General features: G+C 40.9%; 26 protein-coding genes. 2 read left to right on the top strand and 24 right to left on the bottom strand.

Annotated features, from left to right (window positions below; all coding sequences use genetic code 11):
* Positions 1-16: 16 nt before the first annotated feature.
* Positions 17-1,159 carry a glycosyltransferase family 2 protein gene (locus LI112_RS02720; RefSeq protein WP_227190197.1) on the bottom strand — a complete coding sequence of 381 codons (1,143 nt, stop codon included), beginning with the start codon at positions 1,157-1,159 and terminating at the stop codon, positions 17-19.
* Between the two features lie 23 nt (positions 1,160-1,182).
* Entirely contained in the window at positions 1,183-1,896 is a 714-nt protein-coding gene (locus LI112_RS02715; RefSeq protein ID WP_227190196.1) for a glycosyltransferase family A protein, read from the bottom strand.
* Positions 1,897-2,104: 208 nt separating this feature from the next.
* Here LI112_RS02715 and LI112_RS02710 point away from each other — a divergent pair, with 208 nt between their 5' ends.
* Together LI112_RS02710 and LI112_RS02705 are read left to right on the top strand one after the other, a co-directional pair.
* On the top strand, positions 2,105-3,670 hold the full coding sequence (locus LI112_RS02710) for a glycosyltransferase family 2 protein (RefSeq protein WP_227190195.1): 1,566 nt from the start codon (positions 2,105-2,107) through the stop codon (positions 3,668-3,670).
* A 145-nt stretch (positions 3,671-3,815) separates the two neighbouring features.
* Entirely contained in the window at positions 3,816-5,297 is a 1,482-nt protein-coding gene (locus LI112_RS02705; protein WP_055065481.1) for a nucleotide sugar dehydrogenase, read from the top strand.
* Between the two features lie 178 nt (positions 5,298-5,475).
* Here LI112_RS02705 and LI112_RS02700 read toward each other — a convergent pair whose 3' ends face one another.
* The 22 genes from LI112_RS02700 to LI112_RS02595 all read right to left on the bottom strand — a co-directional run bounded on the left by LI112_RS02700 (position 5,476) and on the right by LI112_RS02595 (position 24,889).
* Positions 5,476-5,727, bottom strand: a complete 252-nt coding sequence (locus LI112_RS02700) for a hypothetical protein (protein ID WP_004846967.1) — start codon at positions 5,725-5,727, stop codon at positions 5,476-5,478.
* 13 nt (positions 5,728-5,740) lie between these two features.
* Entirely contained in the window at positions 5,741-6,322 is a 582-nt protein-coding gene (locus tag LI112_RS02695) for a hypothetical protein (RefSeq protein ID WP_004846968.1), read from the bottom strand.
* A gap of 52 nt (positions 6,323-6,374) precedes the next feature.
* The gene (locus LI112_RS02690) at positions 6,375-6,668 is read right to left on the bottom strand and encodes a phage holin family protein (protein WP_004846969.1); all 294 of its coding nucleotides are present in this window, start codon (positions 6,666-6,668) and stop codon (positions 6,375-6,377) included.
* Between the two features lie 12 nt (positions 6,669-6,680).
* Positions 6,681-7,004: a hypothetical protein gene (locus LI112_RS02685; protein ID WP_004846970.1), complete on the bottom strand. Its 324-nt coding sequence runs from the start codon at positions 7,002-7,004 to the stop codon at positions 6,681-6,683.
* Positions 7,005-7,022: 18 nt separating this feature from the next.
* Positions 7,023-8,219, bottom strand: coding sequence for a reverse transcriptase domain-containing protein (locus LI112_RS02680; RefSeq protein ID WP_004846971.1), 1,197 nt, complete (start codon positions 8,217-8,219; stop codon positions 7,023-7,025).
* A 210-nt stretch (positions 8,220-8,429) separates the two neighbouring features.
* Positions 8,430-8,903 (bottom strand): hypothetical protein, encoded by a 474-nt coding sequence (locus LI112_RS02675; RefSeq protein WP_227190194.1) that lies wholly within the window; start codon positions 8,901-8,903, stop codon positions 8,430-8,432.
* A gap of 8 nt (positions 8,904-8,911) precedes the next feature.
* Positions 8,912-9,055: an XkdX family protein gene (locus tag LI112_RS02670; protein WP_004846973.1), complete on the bottom strand. Its 144-nt coding sequence runs from the start codon at positions 9,053-9,055 to the stop codon at positions 8,912-8,914.
* A gap of 14 nt (positions 9,056-9,069) precedes the next feature.
* Positions 9,070-9,378: a hypothetical protein gene (locus LI112_RS02665; RefSeq protein ID WP_004846974.1), complete on the bottom strand. Its 309-nt coding sequence runs from the start codon at positions 9,376-9,378 to the stop codon at positions 9,070-9,072.
* 98 nt (positions 9,379-9,476) lie between these two features.
* A complete protein-coding gene (locus tag LI112_RS02660; RefSeq protein ID WP_227190193.1) occupies positions 9,477-10,448 on the bottom strand; it encodes a hypothetical protein in 972 nt (323 codons plus the stop codon).
* A gap of 20 nt (positions 10,449-10,468) precedes the next feature.
* Positions 10,469-11,599 (bottom strand): hypothetical protein, encoded by a 1,131-nt coding sequence (locus LI112_RS02655; protein WP_004846976.1) that lies wholly within the window; start codon positions 11,597-11,599, stop codon positions 10,469-10,471.
* A 20-nt stretch (positions 11,600-11,619) separates the two neighbouring features.
* Entirely contained in the window at positions 11,620-12,690 is a 1,071-nt protein-coding gene (locus tag LI112_RS02650) for a siphovirus ReqiPepy6 Gp37-like family protein (protein ID WP_227190192.1), read from the bottom strand.
* Positions 12,691-12,692: 2 nt separating this feature from the next.
* Positions 12,693-13,607 (bottom strand): phage tail domain-containing protein, encoded by a 915-nt coding sequence (locus LI112_RS02645; protein ID WP_227190191.1) that lies wholly within the window; start codon positions 13,605-13,607, stop codon positions 12,693-12,695.
* A complete protein-coding gene (locus LI112_RS02640) occupies positions 13,604-19,852 on the bottom strand; it encodes a tape measure protein (protein WP_227190190.1) in 6,249 nt (2,082 codons plus the stop codon). The genes LI112_RS02645 and LI112_RS02640 overlap by 4 nt, the downstream gene beginning before the upstream one ends.
* Entirely contained in the window at positions 19,849-20,226 is a 378-nt protein-coding gene (locus tag LI112_RS02635; RefSeq protein WP_004846980.1) for an HK97 gp10 family phage protein, read from the bottom strand. The genes LI112_RS02640 and LI112_RS02635 overlap by 4 nt, the downstream gene beginning before the upstream one ends.
* A 19-nt stretch (positions 20,227-20,245) precedes the next feature.
* A complete protein-coding gene (locus LI112_RS02630; protein ID WP_227190189.1) occupies positions 20,246-21,907 on the bottom strand; it encodes a GH25 family lysozyme in 1,662 nt (553 codons plus the stop codon).
* A 4-nt stretch (positions 21,908-21,911) separates the two neighbouring features.
* Positions 21,912-22,454, bottom strand: a complete 543-nt coding sequence (locus LI112_RS02625) for a hypothetical protein (RefSeq protein WP_004846982.1) — start codon at positions 22,452-22,454, stop codon at positions 21,912-21,914.
* A gap of 13 nt (positions 22,455-22,467) precedes the next feature.
* Positions 22,468-22,869 carry a hypothetical protein gene (locus LI112_RS02620; protein WP_044929587.1) on the bottom strand — a complete coding sequence of 134 codons (402 nt, stop codon included), beginning with the start codon at positions 22,867-22,869 and terminating at the stop codon, positions 22,468-22,470.
* Between the two features lie 61 nt (positions 22,870-22,930).
* Positions 22,931-23,278 (bottom strand): hypothetical protein, encoded by a 348-nt coding sequence (locus LI112_RS02615; RefSeq protein WP_004846985.1) that lies wholly within the window; start codon positions 23,276-23,278, stop codon positions 22,931-22,933.
* A 38-nt stretch (positions 23,279-23,316) separates the two neighbouring features.
* Complete coding sequence (locus LI112_RS02610; RefSeq protein WP_004846986.1) at positions 23,317-24,018, bottom strand: hypothetical protein; 702 nt, start codon at positions 24,016-24,018, stop codon at positions 23,317-23,319.
* Between the two features lie 18 nt (positions 24,019-24,036).
* Complete coding sequence (locus LI112_RS02605) at positions 24,037-24,363, bottom strand: hypothetical protein (RefSeq protein ID WP_004846987.1); 327 nt, start codon at positions 24,361-24,363, stop codon at positions 24,037-24,039.
* On the bottom strand, positions 24,356-24,670 hold the full coding sequence (locus LI112_RS02600; RefSeq protein ID WP_004846988.1) for a hypothetical protein: 315 nt from the start codon (positions 24,668-24,670) through the stop codon (positions 24,356-24,358). Before LI112_RS02600 ends, LI112_RS02605 begins: the two co-directional genes overlap by 8 nt.
* A 15-nt stretch (positions 24,671-24,685) precedes the next feature.
* Entirely contained in the window at positions 24,686-24,889 is a 204-nt protein-coding gene (locus tag LI112_RS02595; protein ID WP_227190264.1) for a hypothetical protein, read from the bottom strand.
* Positions 24,890-25,047: the final 158 nt, after the last annotated feature.

Below are 25,047 nucleotides of genomic sequence, written 5' to 3'. Positions count from 1 at the left end.
ATCTATTCCCCTTTGATTAATGCAACATTTTTTTCAGCTTTCGCGGAGCAAAGGTAATCGCTCTTCCAATTTTTAAAGATGAAGAATTTTCCATGTCATCTATTTTTTTCTGAAGTTTTTTCACCTTGTTTTCGCTCTTTTTCAATGCCTTCGCCAGTTCTGCTTCGCTTCCAAACCTGAGCAGCTCTTTTCGAAATGTTTCATCAAAAAAGCCATCCATATCATCTACTAATCGATTGATATCTGTCCATTCTTTTTCCGTAAAATATTTTTTGTCAAAAAGTCCCCTGTTCTTCGCCTCTGAAAGTTCTTTATGCATTCTCTCCAAAAAAGCATATTTGAATTCCATTGTAAGTCTGAACAGATTCCACCGATAAGATATATATTTCAAAGATACAGCCGGTTTCTCCAGTTTTTCTTTTAGCTCCGGTCGTTTTTCAAGAAATTCTTCAATAGATTTAAATTCATCACAGATACAATATATTTTGGCAGCTGCTTTTACCGATGAATTTGCATTATCTGTGCGATAATGAAGGTAGGCATCCCGAAGCAGCAATGCCCTTTCCGCACTTGCCCATACTTTAAACGCAAACCCTGTATCCTGATAAGAAGCACCCGGTGTTTCCGCAAAAGATACATGATTTTCCAACAGCCATTCTCTCCGATAAATCCCGCTCCAGATACATGGTCTCACCCGAAAGATTTCCGGATGTTCCACCGGCCTGAACACCTGATCATACAGATCATATTCTTTTAGCACTTCATAATATGTGCTCTGAGGTTCCGGCTGCGATACATAAGAATAATAGTTTGATTTCACAACATCTGCATGATTTTCTTTCGCTGCTTTATATAATTCATCAAACATATTAAGATCTGCAAAATCATCCGTTTCAATAATGCCTATATATTCTCCTGTCGCATTTTGAAGTCCAACATTCATACTATGTCCGTACCCCGAATTCGCTTTATGGATCACTTTGATACGATTGTCTTTCTGCGCATATTCATCCAGAATATTCCCTGTTGAATCTCTGGATCCATCATCTATACAAATAATCTCTATGTCCTTTAAAGTCTGATTTACTACACTGTCCATGCATTCTTTTAAAAATTTTTCAACATTGCATGCCGGCATTAGTATGGATACTTTTGCCATCTTCCATTCCTCCTGATCTGTCATTATCTTGCACGAAGCTTTCGAATGATTGCTATGCCTGTACATTTTATTCCGTTTTTTCTCATATACCTGAATATCTTTTTCACCAAATACCCCGGTGTCGTTAATACCTGCAGCATTTTGCCCACACCGGATGGTTCTGTTATTCTCTTATAAAGATAAATATCATTTATGCAAAAAACTCTTTCAGCCCTCAACAGAATACGTTTTACAAAGCATCTATCTGTATCTATTCTATTATGAAAGTCCGTTTTTTCCCCGATAAGTAAATCTTTTTTCAAAATCTGCATGGATACGGGCGGTAATATATCCTTATTCTTTTTCAGCTGATTTCGCATTTCTTTCCCTGTTATTACCTGCGCGTAAGAGCCGCATCTGTAAAATTCATCTGAAAGATTTTTATATCGTTTCGCGAGTTTTGTATTTTCATAAAAAACTGCCCCGGAAAACAGCAGAATATCCAGATGTTTCGCCTCACATATATTCCACAACTCTTCCAAAGCAAATGAAGTGAGCAAATCCCCACTATTCATAAAATACAGATATTTCCCCTCTGCTTTATTTAATACTTCATCCCCGCGTGTTATCTGGCCGGGCTTTGTCTGATCGATTATCTCGATATCATTTACGATTGACTGCGCTGAAAGTGAATCCAGCGTTTCTTCCATATATTTATCTGTATCACCTGCAGAAATAATTACCGTAATTTTTTTCATAATCCTAATCTCATACACCATTTCGTTTTTTCAATATTTATAGCATACTTTGTTTACTATTTAATTGCAATCATTTTCCATGATATTTTTTCAGACCCTGTCGAATAGCTGCCCCAAAATATTAATTTTCTGTCACAAACCCTTAATTTTTACACCAGACAGCAATTTTGTGATAGGATAATTTTATCATGAAATGAAGGAGAAGATTGTGTTGAAACCGACAAATACCGATTACCTTTTTAAATTTTCCATTGTAACAGCCGTTTATAATGTAGAGCCCTACCTTTCCGAGGCAATTGACAGTATCCTTTCACAGGATATAGGTTTTATCGAATCCGTAGAGCTTATTCTTGTCGATGACGGATCCACCGATGCTTCCGGAGCTATCTGTGATGAATATCAGCATAAATATCTGGAAAACATCGTCGTAATACACAAACCCAACGGTGGCGTTGCCAGCGCACGAAATGCAGGTATCGCTGTGGCCCGTGGAAGATACGTTAATTTCATGGATTCTGACGATAAACTGACTCCTGATACACTTTCTTCCGTCTATGACTTTTTTATTGAGCATGATAAAGAGGTGGATCTTGTTTCTGTTCCTATTTTTTACTTCGAACAAAAAAACGAACCACATCGCCTGAATTACAAATATGCTTCCGACAAAGCGCAGGTCATTGATCTGACCACGCATTATTCTTATGTACAGATGTCATCAGCATCTGCTTTTTTCAAAAGAGAAGCTCTGAACGATCATACATTCGATACCTCTCTTCGTTATGCAGAAGATTCCAAGGCGATCATGGAACTACTTTTAGAGAATCCCCAATATGGCATTGTCCCACAGGGGCGCTACCTGTATCGTGCCCGTACATCCATGAATTCTGCCCTGAACGGTTCTAAATCGCACAGAGAATGGTACATTGACTGCCTCAAGAACTACATATTCTGGGCATTGGATGAGGCGAAATCCCGTTTCGGAGCCATTCCGGATTATGTACAGTACAATGTCATGTACGATCTGCAGGGACGCTTCAAAGTTGATGAAATTCCAGAAACCGTATTGACGCCTCATGAAAAAACTATTTTTTTGAAAATGCTGTTCGATGCTGTTTTTCAGATTGACGACCACATCATCCTTGAGCAGAAAAATCTATCCATGGAACTGAAGGACTATATCATGAGCATAAAAAAAGCACCGGATTCCGGAACTTTGCAGTTTGACGACAAGAGCGAAGATGCCTGGTTTCAATATCCCGATCTGAGTACCGGTCACGCTTCATCTTATCAGCTTCGTCTGACTTCCATGGAACTTATGAAACATGATATCCTGCTGGAGGGTGCAGCTAAGATCTATCTGCGTTTTCCATATCCAGCCAATCTGTTTCTTCGAATCACAACCGGTCATGCTACACATATGGTAAAATGCTGTTTCCGCGAAGATCCGGAACACGTTTTTCGTTTTAATGGACAGAAACTTGCTGTATTCCTGAAATTTACAGCAGTCATTCCATACGAAATGTTTTCTGGTATTACACATATCGAATTTTGCTGGGATTGCGATGGGCATACGATCTGTTATCACAGTTTACACCGTATGTCGGAATTTCCTCTTGCATATGGACAGCAAAAGCTTCTTCTGAACAAAAAATCCTATTATGCTACACTTTCTTCGCAGATGCTTACATTTGAAGAAGCCACTCCTGTATCAAAACTGAAAAAACATACACTTTCTGTGCTTCGAAGGGTTCGGAAGATTTGTTATTTAAAATAACATTCAAAATATTTTTCTTATTTTCCTGTTTTCTTTGTATTGCAATATTTTTGCCAATATGGTAGCATTCAATTAAACAGAATTAATTTATATGCTATATATTGTTATTTAAAATAACATTTTATGAAAGGTAAAAAGATTCTCAATGAAAAAATTATCTATGACACGACTTGCCGAACTTGTTTCCGGCAAGCGAAAAGAAAAATCCATGACTCAACAGGAGCTGGCTGATGCTACCGGCATCAATCGTTCTCTGTTATCCCGTCTGGAGAAAAAAGATTTTATTCCATCAATTCCACAACTGGAAAGTCTTGGAGAATGCCTTGGATTTGATCCGGATGAAGCATTTACTGAACAGTCCGCTTCCCGGTTGCCATCTCCTTCTCCTTTGAACATTGCTGTCGCAGGCACAGGTTATGTCGGTCTTTCCATTGCAACATTACTTGCACAGCACAATCATGTTACTGCTGTTGATATCATTCCTGAGAAAGTTGATCTGATCAACAAACGCAAATCTCCGATTCAGGACGAATATATCGAAAAATATCTTGCAGAAAAAGAGCTTGACCTGACAGCTACACTGGATGGCGAAGCTGCTTACACAAATGCTGATTATATAGTCATTGCGGCACCGACAAACTACGACAGTCAGAAAAACTATTTTGATACATCTGCCGTTGAAGCTGTGATCGAACTTGTCCTCAAAGTAAATCCACATGCGATCATGGTCATCAAATCCACGATTCCGGTCGGCTATACAGAATCTGTCAGAAAGAAATACAATACAGCAAATATCATTTTCAGTCCGGAATTTCTTCGTGAATCCAAAGCACTGTACGATAACCTGTATCCAAGCCGCATTATCGTTGCTACAGATCCGGATGATCCGAAACTGGTACAGGCGTCCCACAATTTTGCAGCTCTTCTCCAGGAAGGTGCTCTGAAGGAAAACATTGATACATTATTTATGGGATTTACTGAGGCAGAGGCTGTAAAACTGTTTGCAAACACCTACCTTGCACTTCGTGTTTCCTACTTTAACGAGCTGGATACTTACGCTGAAATGAAAGGTCTGAATACGCAGAACATTATTCAGGGTGTCTGCCTGGATCCTCGTATTGGAACACATTACAACAATCCTTCCTTCGGTTACGGTGGATACTGTCTTCCAAAAGACACCAAGCAGCTTCTCGCCAACTATAACGATGTTCCACAGAATATGATGAGTGCGATCGTTGAAAGTAATCGTACGCGTAAAGATTTCATTGCAGACCGTGTATTACAGAAAGCCGGTTATTACGGTTATGATGAAGAAAATACTTACAATTCTTCCATGGAAAAATCAGTCACTGTAGGTGTTTATCGTCTGACTATGAAATCCAACTCTGACAACTTCCGTCAGTCTTCTATTCAGGGAGTCATGAAGCGAATCAAAGCCAAGGGTGCTTCCGTGATCATCTATGAACCAACCCTGAAGGACGGATCTACCTTCTTTGGAAGCAAAGTTGTCAATGATCTTGATAAATTTAAAAATCTGAGCGACTGTATCATCGCAAACCGTTACAGTCAGATCCTGGATGATGTAAAAGATAAAGTATATACCCGAGATCTTTTCCAGAGAGATTAGAAATAAAAAAATCCCTTCCACTTACGTGGAGGGGATTTTTTGCTATAAACGTTTAATATTCTATACAAATATTAGAACTTTCCTGCATCTGCAGCTTCCTGTACCGAAACAGGAAATCTTGATTTTAAGCCATTTCTTCCAGCAAAATGTAGGAATACTCAAGAAATAAACGACATTTCTACACTTTTTTATACACCGTTTCACCTTGTATTACATTATTCGCTTTATCAAGGATATTCTCCCCCTTTGAATCCTGAAGGGTATCGAGAAACGAATATCTCGAAGGGTAGTCTTTAAATGCGGTCCCTACAATTTTTGTACCGTCCGCTTTATGCGCTGTATAACCTCGCAACAATGTTTCCTCTGTGATTGTATCCTCGGTCAGATCTATGAGGGTCTTACCGCTATAAACGACTTTACTTGTAGCCATTTAAGCCTCCCTTCTACCCGATAGTTACCGTGGTACCTCCAGCGGGATTTTCACTTTCCTGATACGGAATTGCTGCAACTGTAACCTGTGATAAGTAGTTATATCCTTCTTCAGTATCTGGTAATACAGTCTGTTCTGTGGTTTTCGGTGTAACTGTCTTGGCCTGTGGTTTGGCGTCTTCTGTTCCGGACATCGTTCCCTCAACGCCAAGCAACGTAATACCCTCTCGAATATTAGCAGGAACCAATTTTTCTTTTTCTGTATCTACAATTCCAACTTTACCAGAACCATCATGATATCCCTGAGGAACTGTATATTGCTCATCCTTAGAAGAAATTGTTCCAGCCACAGCACTATTGTTTTTCATAGTACCAGTCAGTTTCTTACCTCTTACATAAGCGGTCTTTCCCTGAAGAATTTCAGCAACAGCAGCCGTCGCATCACTAGAATCTACATCGTACTTACAAGTACCGGTGATAGTCTCTCCTTTTTTATCATGAGCTGTAAATCCATCGAGAATTTTATCAGCAGTGACAGTATCGCCACTTAAATCGATCAGTGTCCGTCCACCATAAATTACTTTGTTAATAGCCATATTCGTATCATCCTCTCTTTTAAAAATAAAAAAGAACGGTTTCCCGCTCTAATTACTCATTTTTATTTGCCTGTTTGATAATCTGATTTACATAATTACTGAGACCTGCCATTAAAATCCCCTGAACAATTGCTGTAAAGACCGCCATAGCAATCTCCTGACCGTTACCTAATGGCGATGTTGCCAGAACCCAAATTCCACAAAGAACGATTCCTCCTGCCCCCAGAAGCATAGGGATATATTTATCCTTAACCACCTGTGTCTGCTTCAATGCCATTCCGCAGAAATACAGAACAATCGCTACAACAATCAGTTCCGGTTTTACATAATTCATAATCTGTTCCATGATTGATTCCTCCTACTGATTTTTTTGAGTATATGTTGATTTATGAATGGGTAGTTTGTTGACTTCCGACATAACTTTCTTCGCCGAACCATTTCCTCCCATTTTTTCATAAGGCTTATAGAGATAATCATGCAGATTTTCATATTCATCCTGCGTAATCCAACCCCGATCGATATAGGACATGCCAAGATATACGATTCTGTCATGAGCAAGCCCAATCAACATCTGTGTTCTCACATCTTTTTTCTCGCTTCTCTTCTGGATGTATGCCCAAAAACCAGAAGAAGCGACAACTGCACATACAATCGTCGCTACCATTTGAAACCATGGCTCCATATAGGTACCCTCCCATATTTATCTTGTTTTATCGACTATAATCATCTTTTTATTGACAATCTCAATCGATTTTTCAAATAAATCTTCGTAAAGACCTATTAAATTTTTTCTTTGTTCTTTGGATAGAAGTTTATAAAAACCACCCATCCAGCTTCGAAACATATTTTCTACATTTTCATACGAAATTTCCTCATTCTTCACTTTTACAGCAAGCCTTTTGAGTTTTCTACGCATCGCAGTAACTCTCTTTGGATTGATTCGTTTGATTACTTTACCGGAATCGGTCAAACTATATTTGATTTGCAGAAATTTGTATGTACTGGAAATCTTCACAATTCGAGTTTTCTTCCTATTGATATGGATTCCATATTCTTCTGCAATCTGATGAATATGATCCAGCAAATCTAACAATTCTTCTTTGCTCGGGTTCATGATATACCAGTCATCCATGTATCTTCCATAGAATTTCTGACTTCGCACATACTTGACATAATTATCGATCCGATATGGATAATAAATTCCAATAACCTGAGATAGCTGGTCGCCAATATTAACCGATTTCTCCATCCATTTTTCACCAGTCAACTTTGACTCTGGAATATTTCTATACTCCAACTTATTGAAAGTATCTGTCATACATGTGGCATATTCTTCGTCTGTCATGTAAGAAACATCGATTTTAAACCCGTCAAAAATTTGCGTTAATAACCAATCAATAAATTCATCGTCATCAAATAGCCTCAACAATTCTCGTTTGGCAATTTCATGAATGATGTTGTCATAAAACTTAGAAAAGTCTCCAAACAATATCCAACCTTCATTCCCATACAAACGATAATATTTACGAAGATGAACTTCGAATCTATCTCGCTGATGAGAGATTCCTCTTCCTTTTATCGAAGCACAATTATCATAAATAATATGCTTTTTCACTTCAGGAAGTAAAATCTCATCGCATAAAACATGTCGAATAATACGATCTCTAATTTGAATACTTGTTATAGGTCTTACTCGACCTCTCTCAAACAGCGTGAATTCTTGTGTCGGTCCATTTTGAAGTGTCCGATTTATCAAATCATCTTGAATAGAAAAGATATACCTCAGAAAATTCATCATGAATTTCTGTGTTGTTTCTTTCCATTTGCTGGTTTTGACAGAGGCCTTATAAGCCCTATACAAATTGTTGGCGTCACAGACAATCTCCTCATAGTTCATAAATCATTCACCGTGTTAGCAATACTTACCGTAGTAAATTGCGTCCGGCTTTGCTATTTATCCCTTCGGAAAGGACAATGTCTCCTTCTCTGTTGGTTAGGCAGAGAATCCGGACGAACCCCATTAGAGTTCGAAGCGTTGTTGTAGTTCGTATTGCCATTGTTGTTCACATTAGCGAAATTAGCCGAAGAAACGACGCATAATTAGACATTACCCTTTTAACTGTGACCTGATTCGGTTATCTCGTTGACGCCACTTTTTTATCAATCCGATTTCTCGGTCGATAGCTTTAACATAGCGACTATAGAGATTAACATCCACTTCGAATATCTCAACGATTCGTTGTAACTCTTTTAAGAGTTGTTCGCAGTTTACTATGGCTGTATTTTGATAATCTCTTCTTTTCTCATATTCATGCAGCGTGGTCGGATATATAGAATTTGCTGCCCGGATGTTACTCGTTAGCATAGAAGCTAGCTGATCTATTCGATTTTTATAATTCAGCATCAAATATCTATACTTGGAAAAATCCTCAGCGGACTCTTTTCCATAAGCATATTTTACCCGGACAAAATGATCCAAATCTTTTACTCCGAAGCTACGCTGCATCAGCTCGATTAACATATCATGTAATTCAACAGAATAAGTAATCGCTTCAAATTTGGATTCTGTCCGGTCGCTCACTAGGACACTCATGCGTAATCCTTATCCGTAATCTCTTTAAATTCTTCTTCCGTGATCCAATTCATTTTCACGGCATTTCGGACACGCATCTCGTTCCACATTCCCATGTTATAATAGCGTTTTACTTTGTCAAAATTTTTACTACGTCTCATGTCAGCTCTCCTCCTTACAGTTCAATTTCAGACATCATGGCTATATATTCAATATCCGACTGTAATTTAATAAAAGCCAATTCATTTTCTGGAACATCACGAAGTATAAACCAATACTCCTCTCCCATCTTTGTGATCTGTACCAGTTCCATATTCGTATGGACATCGTCTTTTTCGCCGTCATTGATTGTGACATTTAGGCAGTTCCCATCAAAAATGGTCTCATCAATTTCCACAGGCGAAATAAAGTTGTTTCCGTTCAGTTTCAGATTATCAATCACTGTCCCATCAGCCAGAGTAATCTTATAAATCTTATCATCCATTTTGACATTCACCTTTCATTCATTTTTTCTTTTTATAGCACAGATAGCTGTCACCTGCGTACTGTTTTTTTTCGGGGCACAGGGCCCCTGGATTAAAACTAACCAATAGGGAATACCGGACGAACCCCAAAAGAGTCCGAAGCGTTGCTGTAGGTCGCATTGCCATCGTAGCCCACAAAAGCGAAATAAGCCGAAGAAACGACGTCTCTGAGCCAGAAAGTCGCACGGTTTGCAATAAATTTCGGAACCACAGTAAATAAAGCAAGCTGCGTCTTTCCAACTGTATATCGATTCGGAACAATTTTTCCATCTCCAGCCGGTGCGAAAACGTGACTTCCATACATCATAATCTCATTAGGAAGTTCTAAAGTAGAATCAAACCACGCCCCTCCGGAGGGATATCCTTCCGTAACGGCATTTGTCAGATGTTCACGATGAGAAAGAATCAGATTACCAAAAGCACTTGCTGCTAATGTTTTCGCCTGAGCGAGATTTTTCTTATACATTTCAGAACCTACATAACCACCAGTAGTGATGTTCGTCGCGTTCATCTGTGCATTGTAAAGTGGTTTGTCCGGCATAATGACCAAATGAGGTTTTGTAAATGCAGTATCTCCGCAATCATACCAGTAATCAAAATCCACAATCCTCCACGTATAGCTTCCGATAGTCCAATAATCACCTAAGAAAAAGCCCTTAAAGGTACCATTTTTAATATTGGTCTTCTGTTCTTCTGTAACAACACTTCCAAGGTTTTTCCCTCTGTAAATCATTCGGCGCTGTTCCTTCGGCACAAAAGAATCCAGAATAGCAAACAATGCATCATTGGCACCAATTGCTTTGTTTCCGGCCGCAGTTCCAACTAAAAACTTGTCATTTGTAGACAAAGTCTTAATTTGATCAAGCTCTGACAGATTAACCCCGGAAATAAAATCTTTTGAATTCATGAGGCCGATCAGAGCCTTTGCGAAATCGCTTACTAAGATCGTTTTAGTCCCGTTGTTACCATCAATCAAGACAATATTGCTCTCATCCAACTGACGAACTTTCTCATAATCTGTAATTTTCATTTTGTCATATCCTCCTTTTTTTATCTAATGCAAAAAATAACGCGACCATCAATAGGCTGTCCATTACTATCCAGAATCAAAGAACTGGAGTATGCTCTCGCTACAATCGGATCTATGTCACTATCAATAATAGTTCCGTCCGATGAATCAAGAAGCTTGTCATGGTTCTCGTAACCATTATCATAAAGTTTATTGTAAACGGTAAATTCTGTCCGAATTCCTTCTACAATTTCTTCTAAAATCTTCGTTCGCTCCTGCAACTCCAATATCTGGTTTGCCAGATTCGCCTCTACGTTCTCCGAAAGCGTATCTTTCAACTGTTGGAACCACTCATCAAATAAAGCTTGGGCGTTCTCTCGCCATGCAGCCATTTCGGATGTATTATTGTTCGTGTACTCGTTGAACCAGGTCGCCCATAACTGTTTCCAATAGGCATTCGTTTCTTGCATATCCGCCGTTTGCGTCGCATACCAATCATTCCACTGTTTTTCCCAGTCCAGATAGGATTGTTGAATTTCTTCTGTCTGTGCATTAAACCATTTTGACCATTGGTCTTTCCAGAAAGAATTTGTTGCCTCCATGTCCGAGGTTTCTTTTTCATAAAAAGCATCCCATTGGTCTTTCCACTGAGCAACCAACGCATCAATAGACATCTTCTCCAAAGGCGCTGTTACAAATGGACACTCCGATGTTCCAACCGTATTAGTAATATTCGCCTGTCGTATGGATGTAACCCCAGAATTTACTCGAATGTACGCCAATGGATATTGCCAACGATCATTTGTTTTTATCATTGATGGTTTTACCGGATTTGTAGCCGGTGTACCCTTAACGATTTTAATGGTATTTGCTCGAACAGATTCTCGAGAATCCACTTCCAAAATCACAGCATCAATTCGATTCAGAATTACTTCTGACTGTGGTACAGTTAATGGAAGCAAGGCGTCGTTCAATGTCCAGGTATGATTAAACCATGCCCGTCCGATTCCGACATTCACCATCATGCCAGTAGACTCTTTTACCATCATAGCAGTCCCAACATGCTGCAAAATGCCGTCACGAATGATTCCGTCAAAAATACTGGACATTTGAATGGCGTCATATCGCCGGTCTTTGTTCTTTGAGTTATAGAACCCATAAGTGACACTCATTTTTCTTCACCCCTTTCCTGCTATTCTACGGTAACGAATGTCGGATACGAATCAAGTCCTTCTTTGCTCTGGGAACGAATAAATTCTGTGACACGGGCTTTTCCCTCAATGCTGTATTCGTTCACAATCTGGACCATGTCTCCTAAGAAGAAATCCTCTCCATATCGGTACATTCTTGTCGTTTCAACCTTTCCCTCAAACGATTTAGTTGCGATGTTCTCAGCCAGATTTTCCAAACCTCTTTGAGAAAGCTGTGCTTTATACTCAGCATCCGTTAATGTTTCATTATCCACGGTCGAAGAAACATCTCTGGCATCTGTGTAAAGTTCCCTTCGATTCAAACCTGTTCCGGCTCCAGACGAACAAGCTACAGTTGTAGTCTTCCGATCAGCCCCTTCTCCCTCTCCGGCAACCAAAGTAACAGTTTTTAAAGTCTTCTTTGATTCCAGATAATTGGTATTGATTACATTCTCAAACTTGGGAGAAAAGATGACATATGGATTCGTGAACTGATCGTAAGAACGGTCTGCACCGGCATAGAGTTTAAAAACGAATTTGTTATCGTCGGACAGCTTGATTCGGAAACCGATATTCTTGGAATCGCACAGCTTTTTTATGGCATCATACAGATTATCTCCGGTAAACTGTGCATCTACCGTCAACCCAGTAATCGCCGGATCTGTTGATGCTTCGAATATCAATCTTTCCACCTTTCGAGAAGCATCAGAAGGATTGATGATATTCTCATCCAACAGCTTTTTAATTCCATTTTGAAAGTTTCCGCTTAGAATCGTTTGTTTCCAAATAATGCGGCGTTCCAAAATGGATTCCAATGACCTTCCGGTGACTGTGAAATGGTTTCCGTTTTCGGCATCTGATTCAATCTTTCTATCCTCGACAATCATAGTCTGGTCGGATTCTTTCAGCCAGAGATAGTAGTCGTCTTTCAGGATTTCAAGAATAGAATCGTTGATGCTTGTATATACCTCAAAATCACCATAGGCGGAATACCGCTCCGTCCATATAAGCGACTCGAAGGTATCAAGCACTGAAAGCATTTTCAAAGAAGTATCCAGAACAATCAATTCCATAACTATACCCCCTCAAATGCTGTCCGGTTTTCAATCTTAAACTGTACATTGGTCGTTCCTTCTTCAACCACATAAGCAAAAATGTTATCGCCTTTGGATAACTGAAACCAATCTGAGTCTTTGTCAAGACAGTTTAAAATATTGGTATAAATACCATTTCGAAGAAGTGTAATTGATTTATCACCTTTAATCGTTGAAATGATGATTTCATCACCTGCAACCATTCCAGAACCAGTTAGTTTCTCTAACTTATCAGTGTCAATGCGCATTACTTCTCTCGTCCCGGTATTATAAATCGTAATGTTTCTCACATTTCCGATGGCATGGATGGTAATCACAACCCCGATTTCAGCATCACCGGAGTAATATACTGTCTGCTCAGTTTCGTTTTTAATCTCGCCAAATTCGATTAGAGATTCAGTCAAAGATTCATTCGAAAAAGCAAACTCAAACAAAGGTTCCACACCGTAAAAGATAGTTGTGTTGGTTCCATCCGAACCAGCAGAATAAAAATAAGGATCGGGACACACGATGGAAATTTGTGTCGTTTCATCGCTGCTGAAAATATCCGGCTCATTCGATTCCACATAGCCGTAAGTCTCACAAATGCGGTTATCTGTCTCGATGAGAAGCGTCACTCTCTTCTTTATCGGAAAGTATTTGTAGGAGTCTTGTCTTGTGTCTTCGATCTGAGGGGTAAACATCAGTTTTAAAGACATAACAATATTTCTGGAATTCACTCTTGCTGAGTTATACAGTGATCCATCATTCGTAGAAATTTCAGTCGTGTTAATATCAGCTTTGCTCGGTCCTAATCCGCTTATCGATTGAACAGCGAACCCGGATTTTTCCGGGAACGCTAATTCAAATCTCTTGGATTCTCCTAAATAATTAGTTACCGTTACTGCTCTAATCATGTATTACTCACCAGCCCTTTCATCGCCGAAAATTGATTCTTTGTCTGTCGATAAATATCAATTCTCGACAAAGCCTTAGGCGAATAATTATTTTGTGTGAATTGATAGGTGTTCCCCGCAGAAGAACTTTCTCCATTTTGAACTTCCATCTCTGAAACCCGCTCATTCATTCCAGTGCTAACGGACAAAGCCTGATTACGACTGAACAAAGTATTCAATCGCCCAGTCCCTGCTTCAACAGCAGATAGATCAAGCACTGGTCGAATAGTAGGTTGAACGTCCATATCTGCGTCTACATAATCCGCAATTCTGGAAATGACATCATTCAATCCATCAATAGAAGATTTGGCAATTTCCCGTCCGGCTTTACCAGCTTTTGAAACGTTATCAATCAATGCGTTTATAAAACCGATTCCCGCAAAGTCACCAATTCCATAAAAACGTTTGGAAGGGGAATGTTCATCCAATTCGTCTTCCGCCGCTTCTGCTGCCGCGGCTGCCATTGCTCTTGCTTTTGCCTCTGCTTTCCAAGTATTTTCGCTTATACCATTACAAAAACCATCGACCAAATATGAGCCAGCAGATTTGAACTCACCATAATAATCTTTGATAGCAGTTATGGCACCACTCAGCGTAGTTGTAAAAGCGGTTCTGAGTTCACTATCCTTACTTCTAACCCCCGCAATAAACTTAACCATGAGTGTAGAACCGCTAGTTTGAAATTCTCCCTGTTTTCCGTTAATTGCTGTCAATACAGCTTGAACTAGGGTTATGAATGTTGTTGTCAGTTCAGATTTCTTCGCATTTGCTCCGTTGATAAAAGATGCCAACATACTCGATGCTGCTGTTGTTACCCGAGTTCCTGCATTATTGAATGCATTGATAAATCCAGTTACACCGGTTTCCCCGAGAGTTGTCAACGCGGAACTGAAAGAAGTCATACCACTTGTGTCCAGACCAACCATCCCATTAGCCATACTCACAAGGCGATTCGTCTGGGTAATTACACTAGACAGCAGAGTTGTATCAATACCGCTGATACTGTTGTAATAATTGCCGAAATAGGAACCAAACGATGCCATGTCACTACCGAAGCTGGAAAGTGTCATATCATCAGAGAACCATCCACCTTCTTTTGGAAGACTTTTCTGAAGTTCGACAATAGAGGTCGCAGCATTGGTTGTAGCAGTAACAATATTCGCGTCTACATTTTTCATATAGTTGGAATACTGTGCAAAATTCTTACCAAAGGAAACAAGACTTGTCCCAAAAGAGGCAATATCGTTGTCTCCGGTAAACCAACTCACCAATCCACCAGTATTCGGTAAAGTATTTGCCAGTTCAACCACCGCTTTTCCAGCCGTTGCAGAATTCGTAACCGCTTCCACATCGATACCGGCAATCGCATCGGAGTAGGACTTCATCGCCTTACCAAACGGTACCAGATTTTCTCCAAATGCACCCATGTCATTCTCTCCAGTAAAGAATCCAACGACACCGCCGCTATTTGGAACCGTGTTTGCCAATTCAATCAAAGCTTTTCCTGCTGTAGCAGACTCCACAATTACATTTGCATCCAAACCTCTTACTGCTTGTGAGAACAACATCATCGCCTCACCAAAGGGAATAAGCTGCTCGCCAAATGCATCCATGTCATTTTCTCCGGCAAAGAAACCTACTACGCCGCCAGAATTCGGAATCGTGGTTGCCATCTCTGCCATAGCTTTACCGGCAATGGAAGCGTTAGTTACAGCATCGGCATCCAATCCCTGTACCGCGGATGCAAATCCCATCATCGCCTCGCCAAATGGAATAAGCTGTGCGCCGAAAGCGCTCATATCATTCTCACCTGTAAAGAACCCGATTACTCCTCCAGAATTCGGAAGAGTTGATGCCATCTCAGCAAGTGTTCTTCCGGCTGTAGCTGCATTCGCCACTAATTCCCCATCCATACCAGCAATAGCAATAGAAAAATCCCGCATTGCTTCGCCAAACGGAACGAGTTGAGTAGCGAAATCGCTCAGGGAAGATCCTCCCGTAAGCCAAGAAGTCAATCCGTTCAGAATATCAGCCGCAGTCAGAATAAGAATGATTTCCGCTAATGCTTTTACACCGTCTAACATAGAAGGATTAAGCTGTGTAGCACCTTCAATGAAAGGCCGCACATTTATCATAAATGCAGAAAGGTCTGCTCCGATTTGCGGAAACTGACTGGAAACTCCAGACATAAATCCTCCGACAATACCACCTACAAATTGACCGATAGCGGTACCAATTCCCTGTAACAGCTTTCCGCCTTCTCCAATGAGCCATTCCAATCCGGGTATTTGAGCCAAAGCCCCGACCGCCGCCAGAACCAATGCCAACTCTGCGATGACTGCACCCATTCCGAGAACGCCAATCATAGCACCCGGTACCAAAGATGCAACAGCACTGAGAGCGAGCATGATTGCTGAGAGTAAGCCAATTCCGGCGATTCCTTTAACGAGTACATTCACATCAATACCACTCAAAGCGTCGATTACCCCGTCGAAGAAAGCCATCAATAATTCAACACCGGCTTTAATCAATTCCGGAAGCTTCGTTGTGATAGCTTGAATGATTCCGATTAGAATATCGAATAACTGCTCCACGATGGTCGGTGTATGCTCAACCAGAGCCGAAAGTACGCTGTCAATCAAGACAAACAGTCCATCCACAACTGCCGGAGTAGCCGTAACCAACGCCTCGACAGCAGCAAGAACCAATACGGTAAATGCCTCGGCAATAGCCGGTCCTCCATTCGCGATTACACCAGCAAGAGAAAGAATTCCTTCTCCAATTGCTTCAAACAGTAATGGAATCAGACTAAGAATACTGGATACTGCCACCACAAGGGATGCCGCTCCCGCTGCCCCTGATACTGCCAAAGCAGAAAGTCCAGTAGAAAATGCGAGAATACCGGCACCTGCGGCCAGACACCCTACCCCTAATACAGCAATAGCGGCTGAAAGTCCGAGAATAGCCGGCGTCAGCGGTCCTAACACAACTCCAGCAACACCAAGTACAGTGAAAGAACCAGCTAGTGCCACCAAGCCTTTGGCAATGCTCTCCCAAGACATATTTCCCAATGTCTTGATAACTGGAGTAAATACAGCCAGTGCTGCGGATACTGTGAGAACAGCCGCCGCACCCGGAAGTGCTCCTCTCATCGCATTGAGTGCCACAACAAGAATGGTCATGGAACCGGCAAGGGTCACTAAACCTCTGGCGATTTCTTCCCAAGACATTCCACCCATATTTCGGACCGCTTCACCGATGATGAGTAATGCCGCACCAACTTCCACCATTCCAGTCGCTTTCGACATCATTCCCTTCGGAAGAAGATTCATCGCAACTGTTACAGCCGCCAAAGAACCAGCCATTGTTGTAAGACCTCGTCCAATCTCTCCCCAGGACAAGTTTCCCATCTTTTCTACTGCTTCTCCAAACACAAGCATGGCTGCTCCAAGAATAGTCATTGCTGTAGCTGTTGAAATCACATGCTTCGCATTAGCCGTAACTTTGGTGAATACTGCCAGTTCTGTAAGAACCACTGCAACCGCAGATAATCCCTTCAAAAGACTGGAAATATCCAAAGTGCCAAATGCTCCAACTGCATCCGCCAGAATATTGATGGATGCCGCAAGAAGAACTAAACCGGTTCCTTTCAGAACACCCATCCCATCCAAATCCGTAGTTTTCAGGAATAACGCCAGTTCGGTGCAAAGAACGCCAACTCCAATCAGACCTTTCGCCAAAGATCCTGCATCTAACGCTCCCAAATCTTCAACTGCTCCCACAAGCACTCGAATCGCTGCTGCAAATACTACCAAACCAGCAGAACCTTTTATTAGCCCTTTCGATGTTTTGGAAAGTGCTGTTGCAGACGTCACCAGAATAGCAGATAACCCAGCAACGCCGACTAATCCTTTCAGAAGTCCATCCCAATCCAAACCGGATAATTTCTGCACTGCTCCGGCAAGAATAAGAACAGCAGTAGACAGTCCAATCATCGCAATAGTCAACTGCCCCATTCCTTTGATTGCTACGCCATTCATTATCTTTTCAAAAATAGCCATAGAGCCAAGCAACTCAACAAATAGAACACTCAAAGCACCTAAGGAGGCGTTCAGTTTCCCCGAATCGACAAGCGATAATGCAACTATTGCCGCTGTCAAAATCGCCATCGCACCAGCAATTTTAAGAAGAGTTCCAGCTTTCAGACTTGATTGCCATGCTTCTAAACTTCCCTTGACTCCATCCAAAATATCTTTGAACGAACCAAGTATTCCTCCGCCATTTTCTGTGATTTCCGATAAAGAGTTGATAAACTTCTTCACTCCAATCAGAATTGCAGAAAACAATCCAGTATTGATCAAGTCCAAAATCGGATCAAAGCTCGCAGTATCAAACGCTGTGAGAATCGCTTCTCCGAGGTTTCCAAATGCGTTCGCAACAATAGAACCCAGCTTCGATAAAACAGGAGATGCCTTCTCGACAATCCCGATAATCCCTTCAAATGCCTTCTTTACCAATTCGCCTAATTCTACAAACGGTTCAAATCGAGTCTGTACCTTGTCCGCAAAATTATCGAGTCCACTGGTATCAACATTCGCAAATTCGCTGAAAGCATCCGCAATTGTTTTTACAAAAGTCTTCACACCATCAGCAATCGGTTTCAAGAAATTTCCAATTCCTTCTATGGCTTTGTTGAACGCATCAGATGATTTAATAGCTTCATCAATGCCGACAATGAAATCTCCGATTCCCGCTGTAAAGCCAAGAATACCATCCCCTGCCGGAGCCACATAACCAATCAAATCGGCAAATCCGCCAACTAGTGCTTTAATTCCTTGAAGTCCGATATCAAATAAAGCGAATACCCCTTTGAATGTTCTCTTCAGGTTATTCGCCGTTTCTTCACCTATTTTGAATTTTTCTGTAAGTTCTTGTAGCCCGACTGTAAGATTGTAAAGCTGTTCTCCAGTCATTGGGGGGAATACCTCTCTAAATGCTTCTTTAACCGGCTTTACAATATTCAAAACACCTTCGAAGGCATTTCGTACAGCTTCAATCAGTGCAGTTCTACCTCCAAGCTCTTTCCAATCCTGTAACATTTTATTTCGTGCTTCAGCGGAAGCATTTACCATGTTACCCAAGGAATTACTTACTTCGGTTAGAAGCTCTTTTGCCTCTTCGAAATCACCAATGATGATTTCCCAGCTTTGCGTCCATCCAGACTGAACCGACTCTTTCAGTGTATCCCACAACTGTGTAAATGTTTTTACTTTCGTAGCTGCATCCAGTGCTGTTTTGGCAAGTTCTGTAATTTCTCTAGCCTGTTCCTCTGTATAACCCTGCGCAATAAGATCTGCTTCGGAATAGGCTCCCGATAACTGAGTCAATGTTTCAGTCAGAACTTCTGTTGTCAGCCATTCGCCTTCAGTCAAAGATGCTCGGAATGAGCCATACTTTTCAATCATTGCATCCATGTTGACGCCAAAATGTTCAGCAGTTCGTTTCAACGCGTCTTGAAATAACTGACCGCCCATTCCCGCATTTACAACGGAGTTCCAGTCTTGCAAGCTAACTTTTCCCGCCGCAATCGCCTGTGAAAGCTGATACATGGCAGTGCTTGCCTGCTGAGCATTGGAACCAGAAACCGCTGCCAGGTTCGCAATACCTTTGATAGAGGTTACTGATTTATCCAAATCCACGCCCGCAGCCGTAAAAGTACCAATATTACGGGTCATTTCCGTAAAATTGTAAATAGTCTGATCTGCATATTTGTTCAGCTCATCAAGCGCGGCATTTACCTGGTCAATCGTTGTTCCTTTACTCTGCGTATTGGCAAGAATTGTCTGAACTGCGTTAATCTGCGTTTCGTATTCTTGGAAGCCCATCTTAATCGGATCGATTGTTAATGCCGAAACAATATTTTTACCGGCATTTAATGCGGAATTCGTAATGTTCGACAACGCCGTCATCGCCATGACTTCGAGTGCAGAGAAACGCATTTTTACTGTTTCAACCGCATTGGAAAGCGGCGTCATATTACAGTTTTTGGCTGCAACATTGACATCCTCTAATCCCTTGGAGGCACCTTTGAGATTTAAGCTTTTTTCGAGCTTTTCGATTGACGATATGCTGGTTTGAACATTCTGCTCAAATTGTTTATTATCAAATCGCATTTCGACAACTCTTTCATCAATTGTCCTGCTCATGGCTTAATAACCTCCTCCCATGCGTTATTTGCAATTTTGTCAAAAATAGGCTGGATAGCAGGATTGATGTAATCTCGCCCCTGTACCCAGCCGCCGTTTCGAGTTCCATGCCCGTATTGCAAAATAATAGCGATTGGAACTCCATTTTGAATATTTGAATTATGAAACGAAATCGTTACAGAACCTTTTCGATTCTCAATCTCGTAATACCAGGAACTCGCCGTTTCCCCAGAATCCACAGGTGTTGCAGACGCAAGGGCGGCTACTCCCTCTTTACCAAACTTATCTAAGTCTCCAATACGAACTGCCTCTTTTGCTCTTTCCAAAAATCGAGTCAGCTTGGAAAAGTCGCCCTTTTGTCTGAATTTGATCATACAATACCTACCTATCTGCTTATGCCTTTTCGATATATGCCGAATGAACAAAGCCATAGATTCTTCCATCAATTCTGATGTAATACCATCGGGAACCATCTGGAGCATTCACAACATCACAAACATCCACTAAATTCCCGTAGCCAAGTCGAGGCCATGATTTAATCAGTGGATTATTCGTTCCTGCCCATGTGCGGACATTAAGAACATCAGCGATTACCTTTCCTACCCATTGTGGTGTTTTGGTAATTACGCCATCATCTGAAACGGTTGTATCTGCATTCGGCTTGCTGGAAGACTGCTTTGTAATATATGCTGCCGCAACAAAACCATATTTTTCGCCTTTATTTCCTGTGATTTTAATGTAATACCAAGGATCTCCATTTTTATCCTTCACCGTTTCGCAAACACCAACTTTAGTTCCCTGCGAAAGTGTCGGATAAGATTTCAACTGTGAATTTTCTGTTCCTGCCCATGTGCGAACATTCAGCGTTCCTGTATTTACCACTCCGTACCATGCTACATTTTTGCTCAGACTTCCGTCTCCAGATGCCGGCGGTGTAACCGGGTTACTTGGAGTGGTTCCTGCACCGCTGTATCTTGGTCTTGCATACCCCCTGATATTTCCATTTCCAACAGAAATAACACGCCTTGCAACGGCTTCTCCTTTATTTCCTTCGATACAGGTAATCTGACCTCCAGAAACACTCTCTACAAAACCGATATGATCTGAGTATCCGTTATTTGGCTGATAAGACTGACCCCAGTTATAGAGGATAATATCGCCAGGTTTCGGCACAATTGTTCCGTCTTCAATCCAGATTCCCATACTCTGAAAAATCTTAACGTGTTGTTCGCATCCACATTCTCGTCCAATCAAATCTGAACATTCGGCTTTGATTCCGGCTGCTGATACTGTAGTATCACACCATTCGTCATGATACTGTACTGCGTAACCTCTCGGAAGGGGTTTTACAGAATTGTATAAATCGATAATCTGTCTGAATTTTCCGTTTACTTCGTTATAACCCAGCCAGCTTCGCATCACATTCAACACATCTTGTGCTGTTTTTCTCATCTGCTCTTCCTCCTGTTTTTCTCCAAAAAAGTAATTCATATCTACATTTCCGTTAATACCAGGAACCTTACCACTGCTTGTATATTGCTGATATGTGCATTTCACATCTGGATTACCGGTATAATCAGCAAGCCATAATATATACTTGTCCAATGTTTCTTTGTCATACATATTCTGGTAATAATCCAGATTTGTATATACTCCAGCTTTATAACCCTGACTCTCCACATAGGAACAGAACGCTTTTGTGAAAGCAATACATTCTGATTTTCCTAATGTAATTCCCTGCTCAGCCGCTTTCTTAACAGTGTCATATTCAAAATCAAAGAATACGATCACATCTTTTCCCAACCCAGCTTTCCGCATGTTTGCAATACAAGAAGCCGCTTCTTCTTCCGCTCCAACTGTGGAAGTTGCGTAACAGAAATGATAAACTCCATGAATCGGAATGCTATTTCCTTTACAACCTTGCACATATTCCAAAAATCGTTTGTCAATTGTCATCCGGTATCCTTCCCTGAGAATTACGAATTCTACACTTTTGGAAACTTTAGAAAAATCTACTTTTCCCTGCCAGTAAGAAATATCAATTCCTTTCTTCATCTTCTCACCCTTTCGTGTTCCATTTTTTCTTTCGAGCCGCATTTAATGCCGCATTTCGTTTCATAATTTCTCTGCGGCTATGTTTCTTCGGCGGTCTGCTCTTTATATCACAGACTCTTATCAGCGTAAAAAGTTTATTGAGATGCCATTTCTGACACTCAAACGGAATGTTTAAGACGATCATCCAATAGTAAACAAGTTCAGCCGTAATTTGCTCTTTGCTTCCAGGGCTTTTCTTCTCCTCAAAAAACTGAGTAGCCGTCATTGGAAGAGCAATATATCGATTAACTTCATTGATATTACTGTTTGTCAGATAGTTGTAAACTTCCGGTTTCACATTCTGTGTAAGAGTCATGCATTTTACATAGTCAATGGTTTCTTCTAATGTTTTTTCCTGCTTTGTCAGAAATGGTTTATTCCATCTCGATTCCCATTTTGAAAGAGAAACAAGAGAATGCTCCAATTGCAAGGTCTGAGCCTTTGTGTAAACAAACTCTTGCTTCGCCTCATCCCAAAATTCCGTGGATGGTATTGTGATTCGGAGCATCTCTTACCTCCCTTTAGTTCTGAGTATTTGTGGAAATCATCGGAGTTGCAGCAGAATTACCAACGTTCATTACTGCGTTCACAAAATCCGCTGCTGCCTTATCGTTTGTAACTAACTCTTCAAACAAGATCTCATAAGCAGGTGATTCCATAAAGGATCTGGAAATCTCCTCAGACTTCATAAAGCGACGACCATCCTCGCTCTTTACACCGTAAGCCTTCTTAATAAGATCCTCGAAGAATTCCATAATCTGACCGCCATCAGCACCGGCACCAATACTTTTAAGCTGTACGTCATAGCCGCCCTTCACACTTGTCTGCATCTTGACAATTTCCGGCTTTGACAGATGAAAATAAAAATCCTCTTTTCTTTCAACGCCGTTCAGATCAATATAGGGAATAGTTTTTTTCAACATAATTTTTTCTCCTTTCAAATAAAAAGAAGCCCCGCACATTGAATACGAGGCTCCCTGTAATTTATTCTCTTTCCAAGGTCAGTCCAGAAAGACCATAAGTCTTCTCAATGCTTTCCTTGTCATGCGTGATTGTTACCTTAATACTCTGAGTATCCTTATTCTTGATAAGGAGTACGATGTTTCTGTCTTCGTCAAGTGTAACCGGTCCTTTTGTTCCGCCTACGAGTTCAACAACTGTTTTGGCTTCAACCGGCTCTGTATCTATCTTGATCGCCAAGTAATTACCTGACTGCTCTGAAACATTGCTACTGAAACCAACATAACCGTCGATATACTTCAGAGTGCCTGTCACCTCATTATCAGCGATAACCACATCTCGCTGTAATTCATTAACTGCTTTTCCAAGCAAAGTAGCCTTTCCGTCTTCAGGCTTAACAGAAAGGCTTATTAAGGGTTTTCCTTTGACATAATCTCGATTACTTCATCCGGTAACGGAAGTCGTGGCTCAACGCCATCATCTCCTTCTGGAGAAGTCGGATCTTTACCATAAAGAATTTCTTCCAACTCAGCTAAATTCTTAGCATTTACTCTGGTAGAATCGAAAGTAAGAATAGCTGTTGGCTTGATTCTCTTTCCTTCAATCAGTTTTGAAATCTCCGCAGGAGTTGTACTAAACTCCCAAGAAAGTGCAATAGGTTCCGGGCTGTCATTTTTGGTCTGATAACCTTTCTCTGAAGGAGAAGCCAGACATCCATACACCAGATGAAGTTTATAACCATAGTCATCTGAATCGACATCATTTCCCAGAATGGTACGATAAGAAAGACCAAACTGTTTTCTACTCTGCTGCCCCGCAAACACACCTGGAGCAATCTCTACAGAACCGTCACATTCTGCGAATTCATCCGGATAAGTATATGCTTCAATTGTCCCCCCAAAATCTTCTGCCGACATCATATTCAGATATTTGATGTTATCAGCATAGATCGGCGAAGGTTCTGCTCCAGACGGACTCTCCGTCACCGCACTCAGACCATTCCATGCAACACCCTTGTTGTATTTTCCACCAGTCTGAATCGGATAAAGAACTCCATGATCACAACCGGTTTCGTAAAACCGTTCTCCAACTTTATCCCAAACAAGTTTCATTGAATTATTCCTCCAATCTTAAAAATATACATTAAAAATATAGTGGTTCAGATTATCTTTTTTGAAATGCCGGTCAAACCGGCTCATTGGTAAATTCGTTACTTTCTGTACAAGGTTCGTATCCGGATCTTTATCGATAACCACAATGGTATATCTTCGCTTAGATAAATATACCCCGTCGTTTGCATATGTCTTATCAATATCATCAAGACTATATACAATGGCGGGGTAACTCATCTTAACAGATTCTGGCGGCTGAAAATAGCATCGACATCTTTCACCTTCTATGGGACAAGATAAAATCTCGCACAATAGTCCATGAAACTTGATTCGTCGGTCAATCATTATACACACCTCCTACTGTCAAGATCAAACGCGGATACTGAACTTCGACACTGGAAATTTTCCATTTAGCTCCCATAAACTCGACATACCGCATTGCATGAAAATTCTGATAGGCAAAAGGATCGGCTACAATACTGATTTCGTTTGAAATATTGACGTCGTCATTGAGCTTATCGGAAGTTTGATACCGGCTGGTATTCCGAAGCAAATCTCCAAAATATTCCCGTTCAGTAATTTCATCATCCCAAACACCCGGACGAATTTCCATTCTCACAGCATAGCCGATTTTTCCATAAAATTTTGCCATTTTGAATTTTCTCCTTTATTTTCCCTCTAAAGTCAATCCAGTAAGTTTATAAGTCTTTGTAGAAGAGTTGCCCTCATTGTTTACAGTCACCTTAATACTCTGAGTATCCTTATTCTTGATAAGGAGTACGATGTTTCTGTCTTCGTCGAGTGTAACTGGTCCTTTTGTTCCGCCTACGAGTTCAACAGTAACAACTGCATCCTGAGAATCGGAATCCACTTTCAAAGCAAGATAGTTTCCTTCTTGCTCAGAAACATTGCTACTGAATCCTGTGTACCCGGTAACATGTTTTAGCGTACCGGTAATCTCAGCCTCTCCGACAACAACATTCTCCTGTAACGAATCTACTGTTTTCCCGAACAGATTGGCTTCCCCAT

It is taken from the genome of Blautia sp. 210820-DFI.6.14, from assembly GCF_020558815.1.
GTDB classification, from domain to species: domain Bacteria; phylum Bacillota; class Clostridia; order Lachnospirales; family Lachnospiraceae; genus Blautia_A; species Blautia_A obeum.
This window is presented reverse-complemented; position numbering and strand designations above follow the sequence as displayed.

Coding starts and splice junctions, on each gene's coding strand:
- LI112_RS02720 (WP_227190197.1), bottom strand. CDS start 1,159: ATGGCAAAAGTATCCATACTAATGCCGGCATGCAATGTTGAAAAATTT.
- LI112_RS02715 (WP_227190196.1), bottom strand. CDS start 1,896: ATGAAAAAAATTACGGTAATTATTTCTGCAGGTGATACAGATAAATAT.
- LI112_RS02705 (WP_055065481.1), top strand. CDS start 3,816: ATGAAAAAATTATCTATGACACGACTTGCCGAACTTGTTTCCGGCAAG.
- LI112_RS02700 (WP_004846967.1), bottom strand. CDS start 5,727: ATGGCTACAAGTAAAGTCGTTTATAGCGGTAAGACCCTCATAGATCTG.
- LI112_RS02695 (WP_004846968.1), bottom strand. CDS start 6,322: ATGGCTATTAACAAAGTAATTTATGGTGGACGGACACTGATCGATTTA.
- LI112_RS02690 (WP_004846969.1), bottom strand. CDS start 6,668: ATGGAACAGATTATGAATTATGTAAAACCGGAACTGATTGTTGTAGCG.
- LI112_RS02685 (WP_004846970.1), bottom strand. CDS start 7,004: ATGGAGCCATGGTTTCAAATGGTAGCGACGATTGTATGTGCAGTTGTC.
- LI112_RS02680 (WP_004846971.1), bottom strand. CDS start 8,219: ATGAACTATGAGGAGATTGTCTGTGACGCCAACAATTTGTATAGGGCT.
- LI112_RS02670 (WP_004846973.1), bottom strand. CDS start 9,055: ATGAGACGTAGTAAAAATTTTGACAAAGTAAAACGCTATTATAACATG.
- LI112_RS02665 (WP_004846974.1), bottom strand. CDS start 9,378: ATGGATGATAAGATTTATAAGATTACTCTGGCTGATGGGACAGTGATT.
- LI112_RS02660 (WP_227190193.1), bottom strand. CDS start 10,448: ATGAAAATTACAGATTATGAGAAAGTTCGTCAGTTGGATGAGAGCAAT.
- LI112_RS02655 (WP_004846976.1), bottom strand. CDS start 11,599: ATGAGTGTCACTTATGGGTTCTATAACTCAAAGAACAAAGACCGGCGA.
- LI112_RS02650 (WP_227190192.1), bottom strand. CDS start 12,690: ATGGAATTGATTGTTCTGGATACTTCTTTGAAAATGCTTTCAGTGCTT.
- LI112_RS02645 (WP_227190191.1), bottom strand. CDS start 13,607: ATGATTAGAGCAGTAACGGTAACTAATTATTTAGGAGAATCCAAGAGA.
- LI112_RS02640 (WP_227190190.1), bottom strand. CDS start 19,852: ATGAGCAGGACAATTGATGAAAGAGTTGTCGAAATGCGATTTGATAAT.
- LI112_RS02635 (WP_004846980.1), bottom strand. CDS start 20,226: ATGATCAAATTCAGACAAAAGGGCGACTTTTCCAAGCTGACTCGATTT.
- LI112_RS02630 (WP_227190189.1), bottom strand. CDS start 21,907: ATGAAGAAAGGAATTGATATTTCTTACTGGCAGGGAAAAGTAGATTTT.
- LI112_RS02625 (WP_004846982.1), bottom strand. CDS start 22,454: ATGCTCCGAATCACAATACCATCCACGGAATTTTGGGATGAGGCGAAG.
- LI112_RS02620 (WP_044929587.1), bottom strand. CDS start 22,869: ATGTTGAAAAAAACTATTCCCTATATTGATCTGAACGGCGTTGAAAGA.
- LI112_RS02610 (WP_004846986.1), bottom strand. CDS start 24,018: ATGAAACTTGTTTGGGATAAAGTTGGAGAACGGTTTTACGAAACCGGT.
- LI112_RS02605 (WP_004846987.1), bottom strand. CDS start 24,363: ATGATTGACCGACGAATCAAGTTTCATGGACTATTGTGCGAGATTTTA.
- LI112_RS02600 (WP_004846988.1), bottom strand. CDS start 24,670: ATGGCAAAATTTTATGGAAAAATCGGCTATGCTGTGAGAATGGAAATT.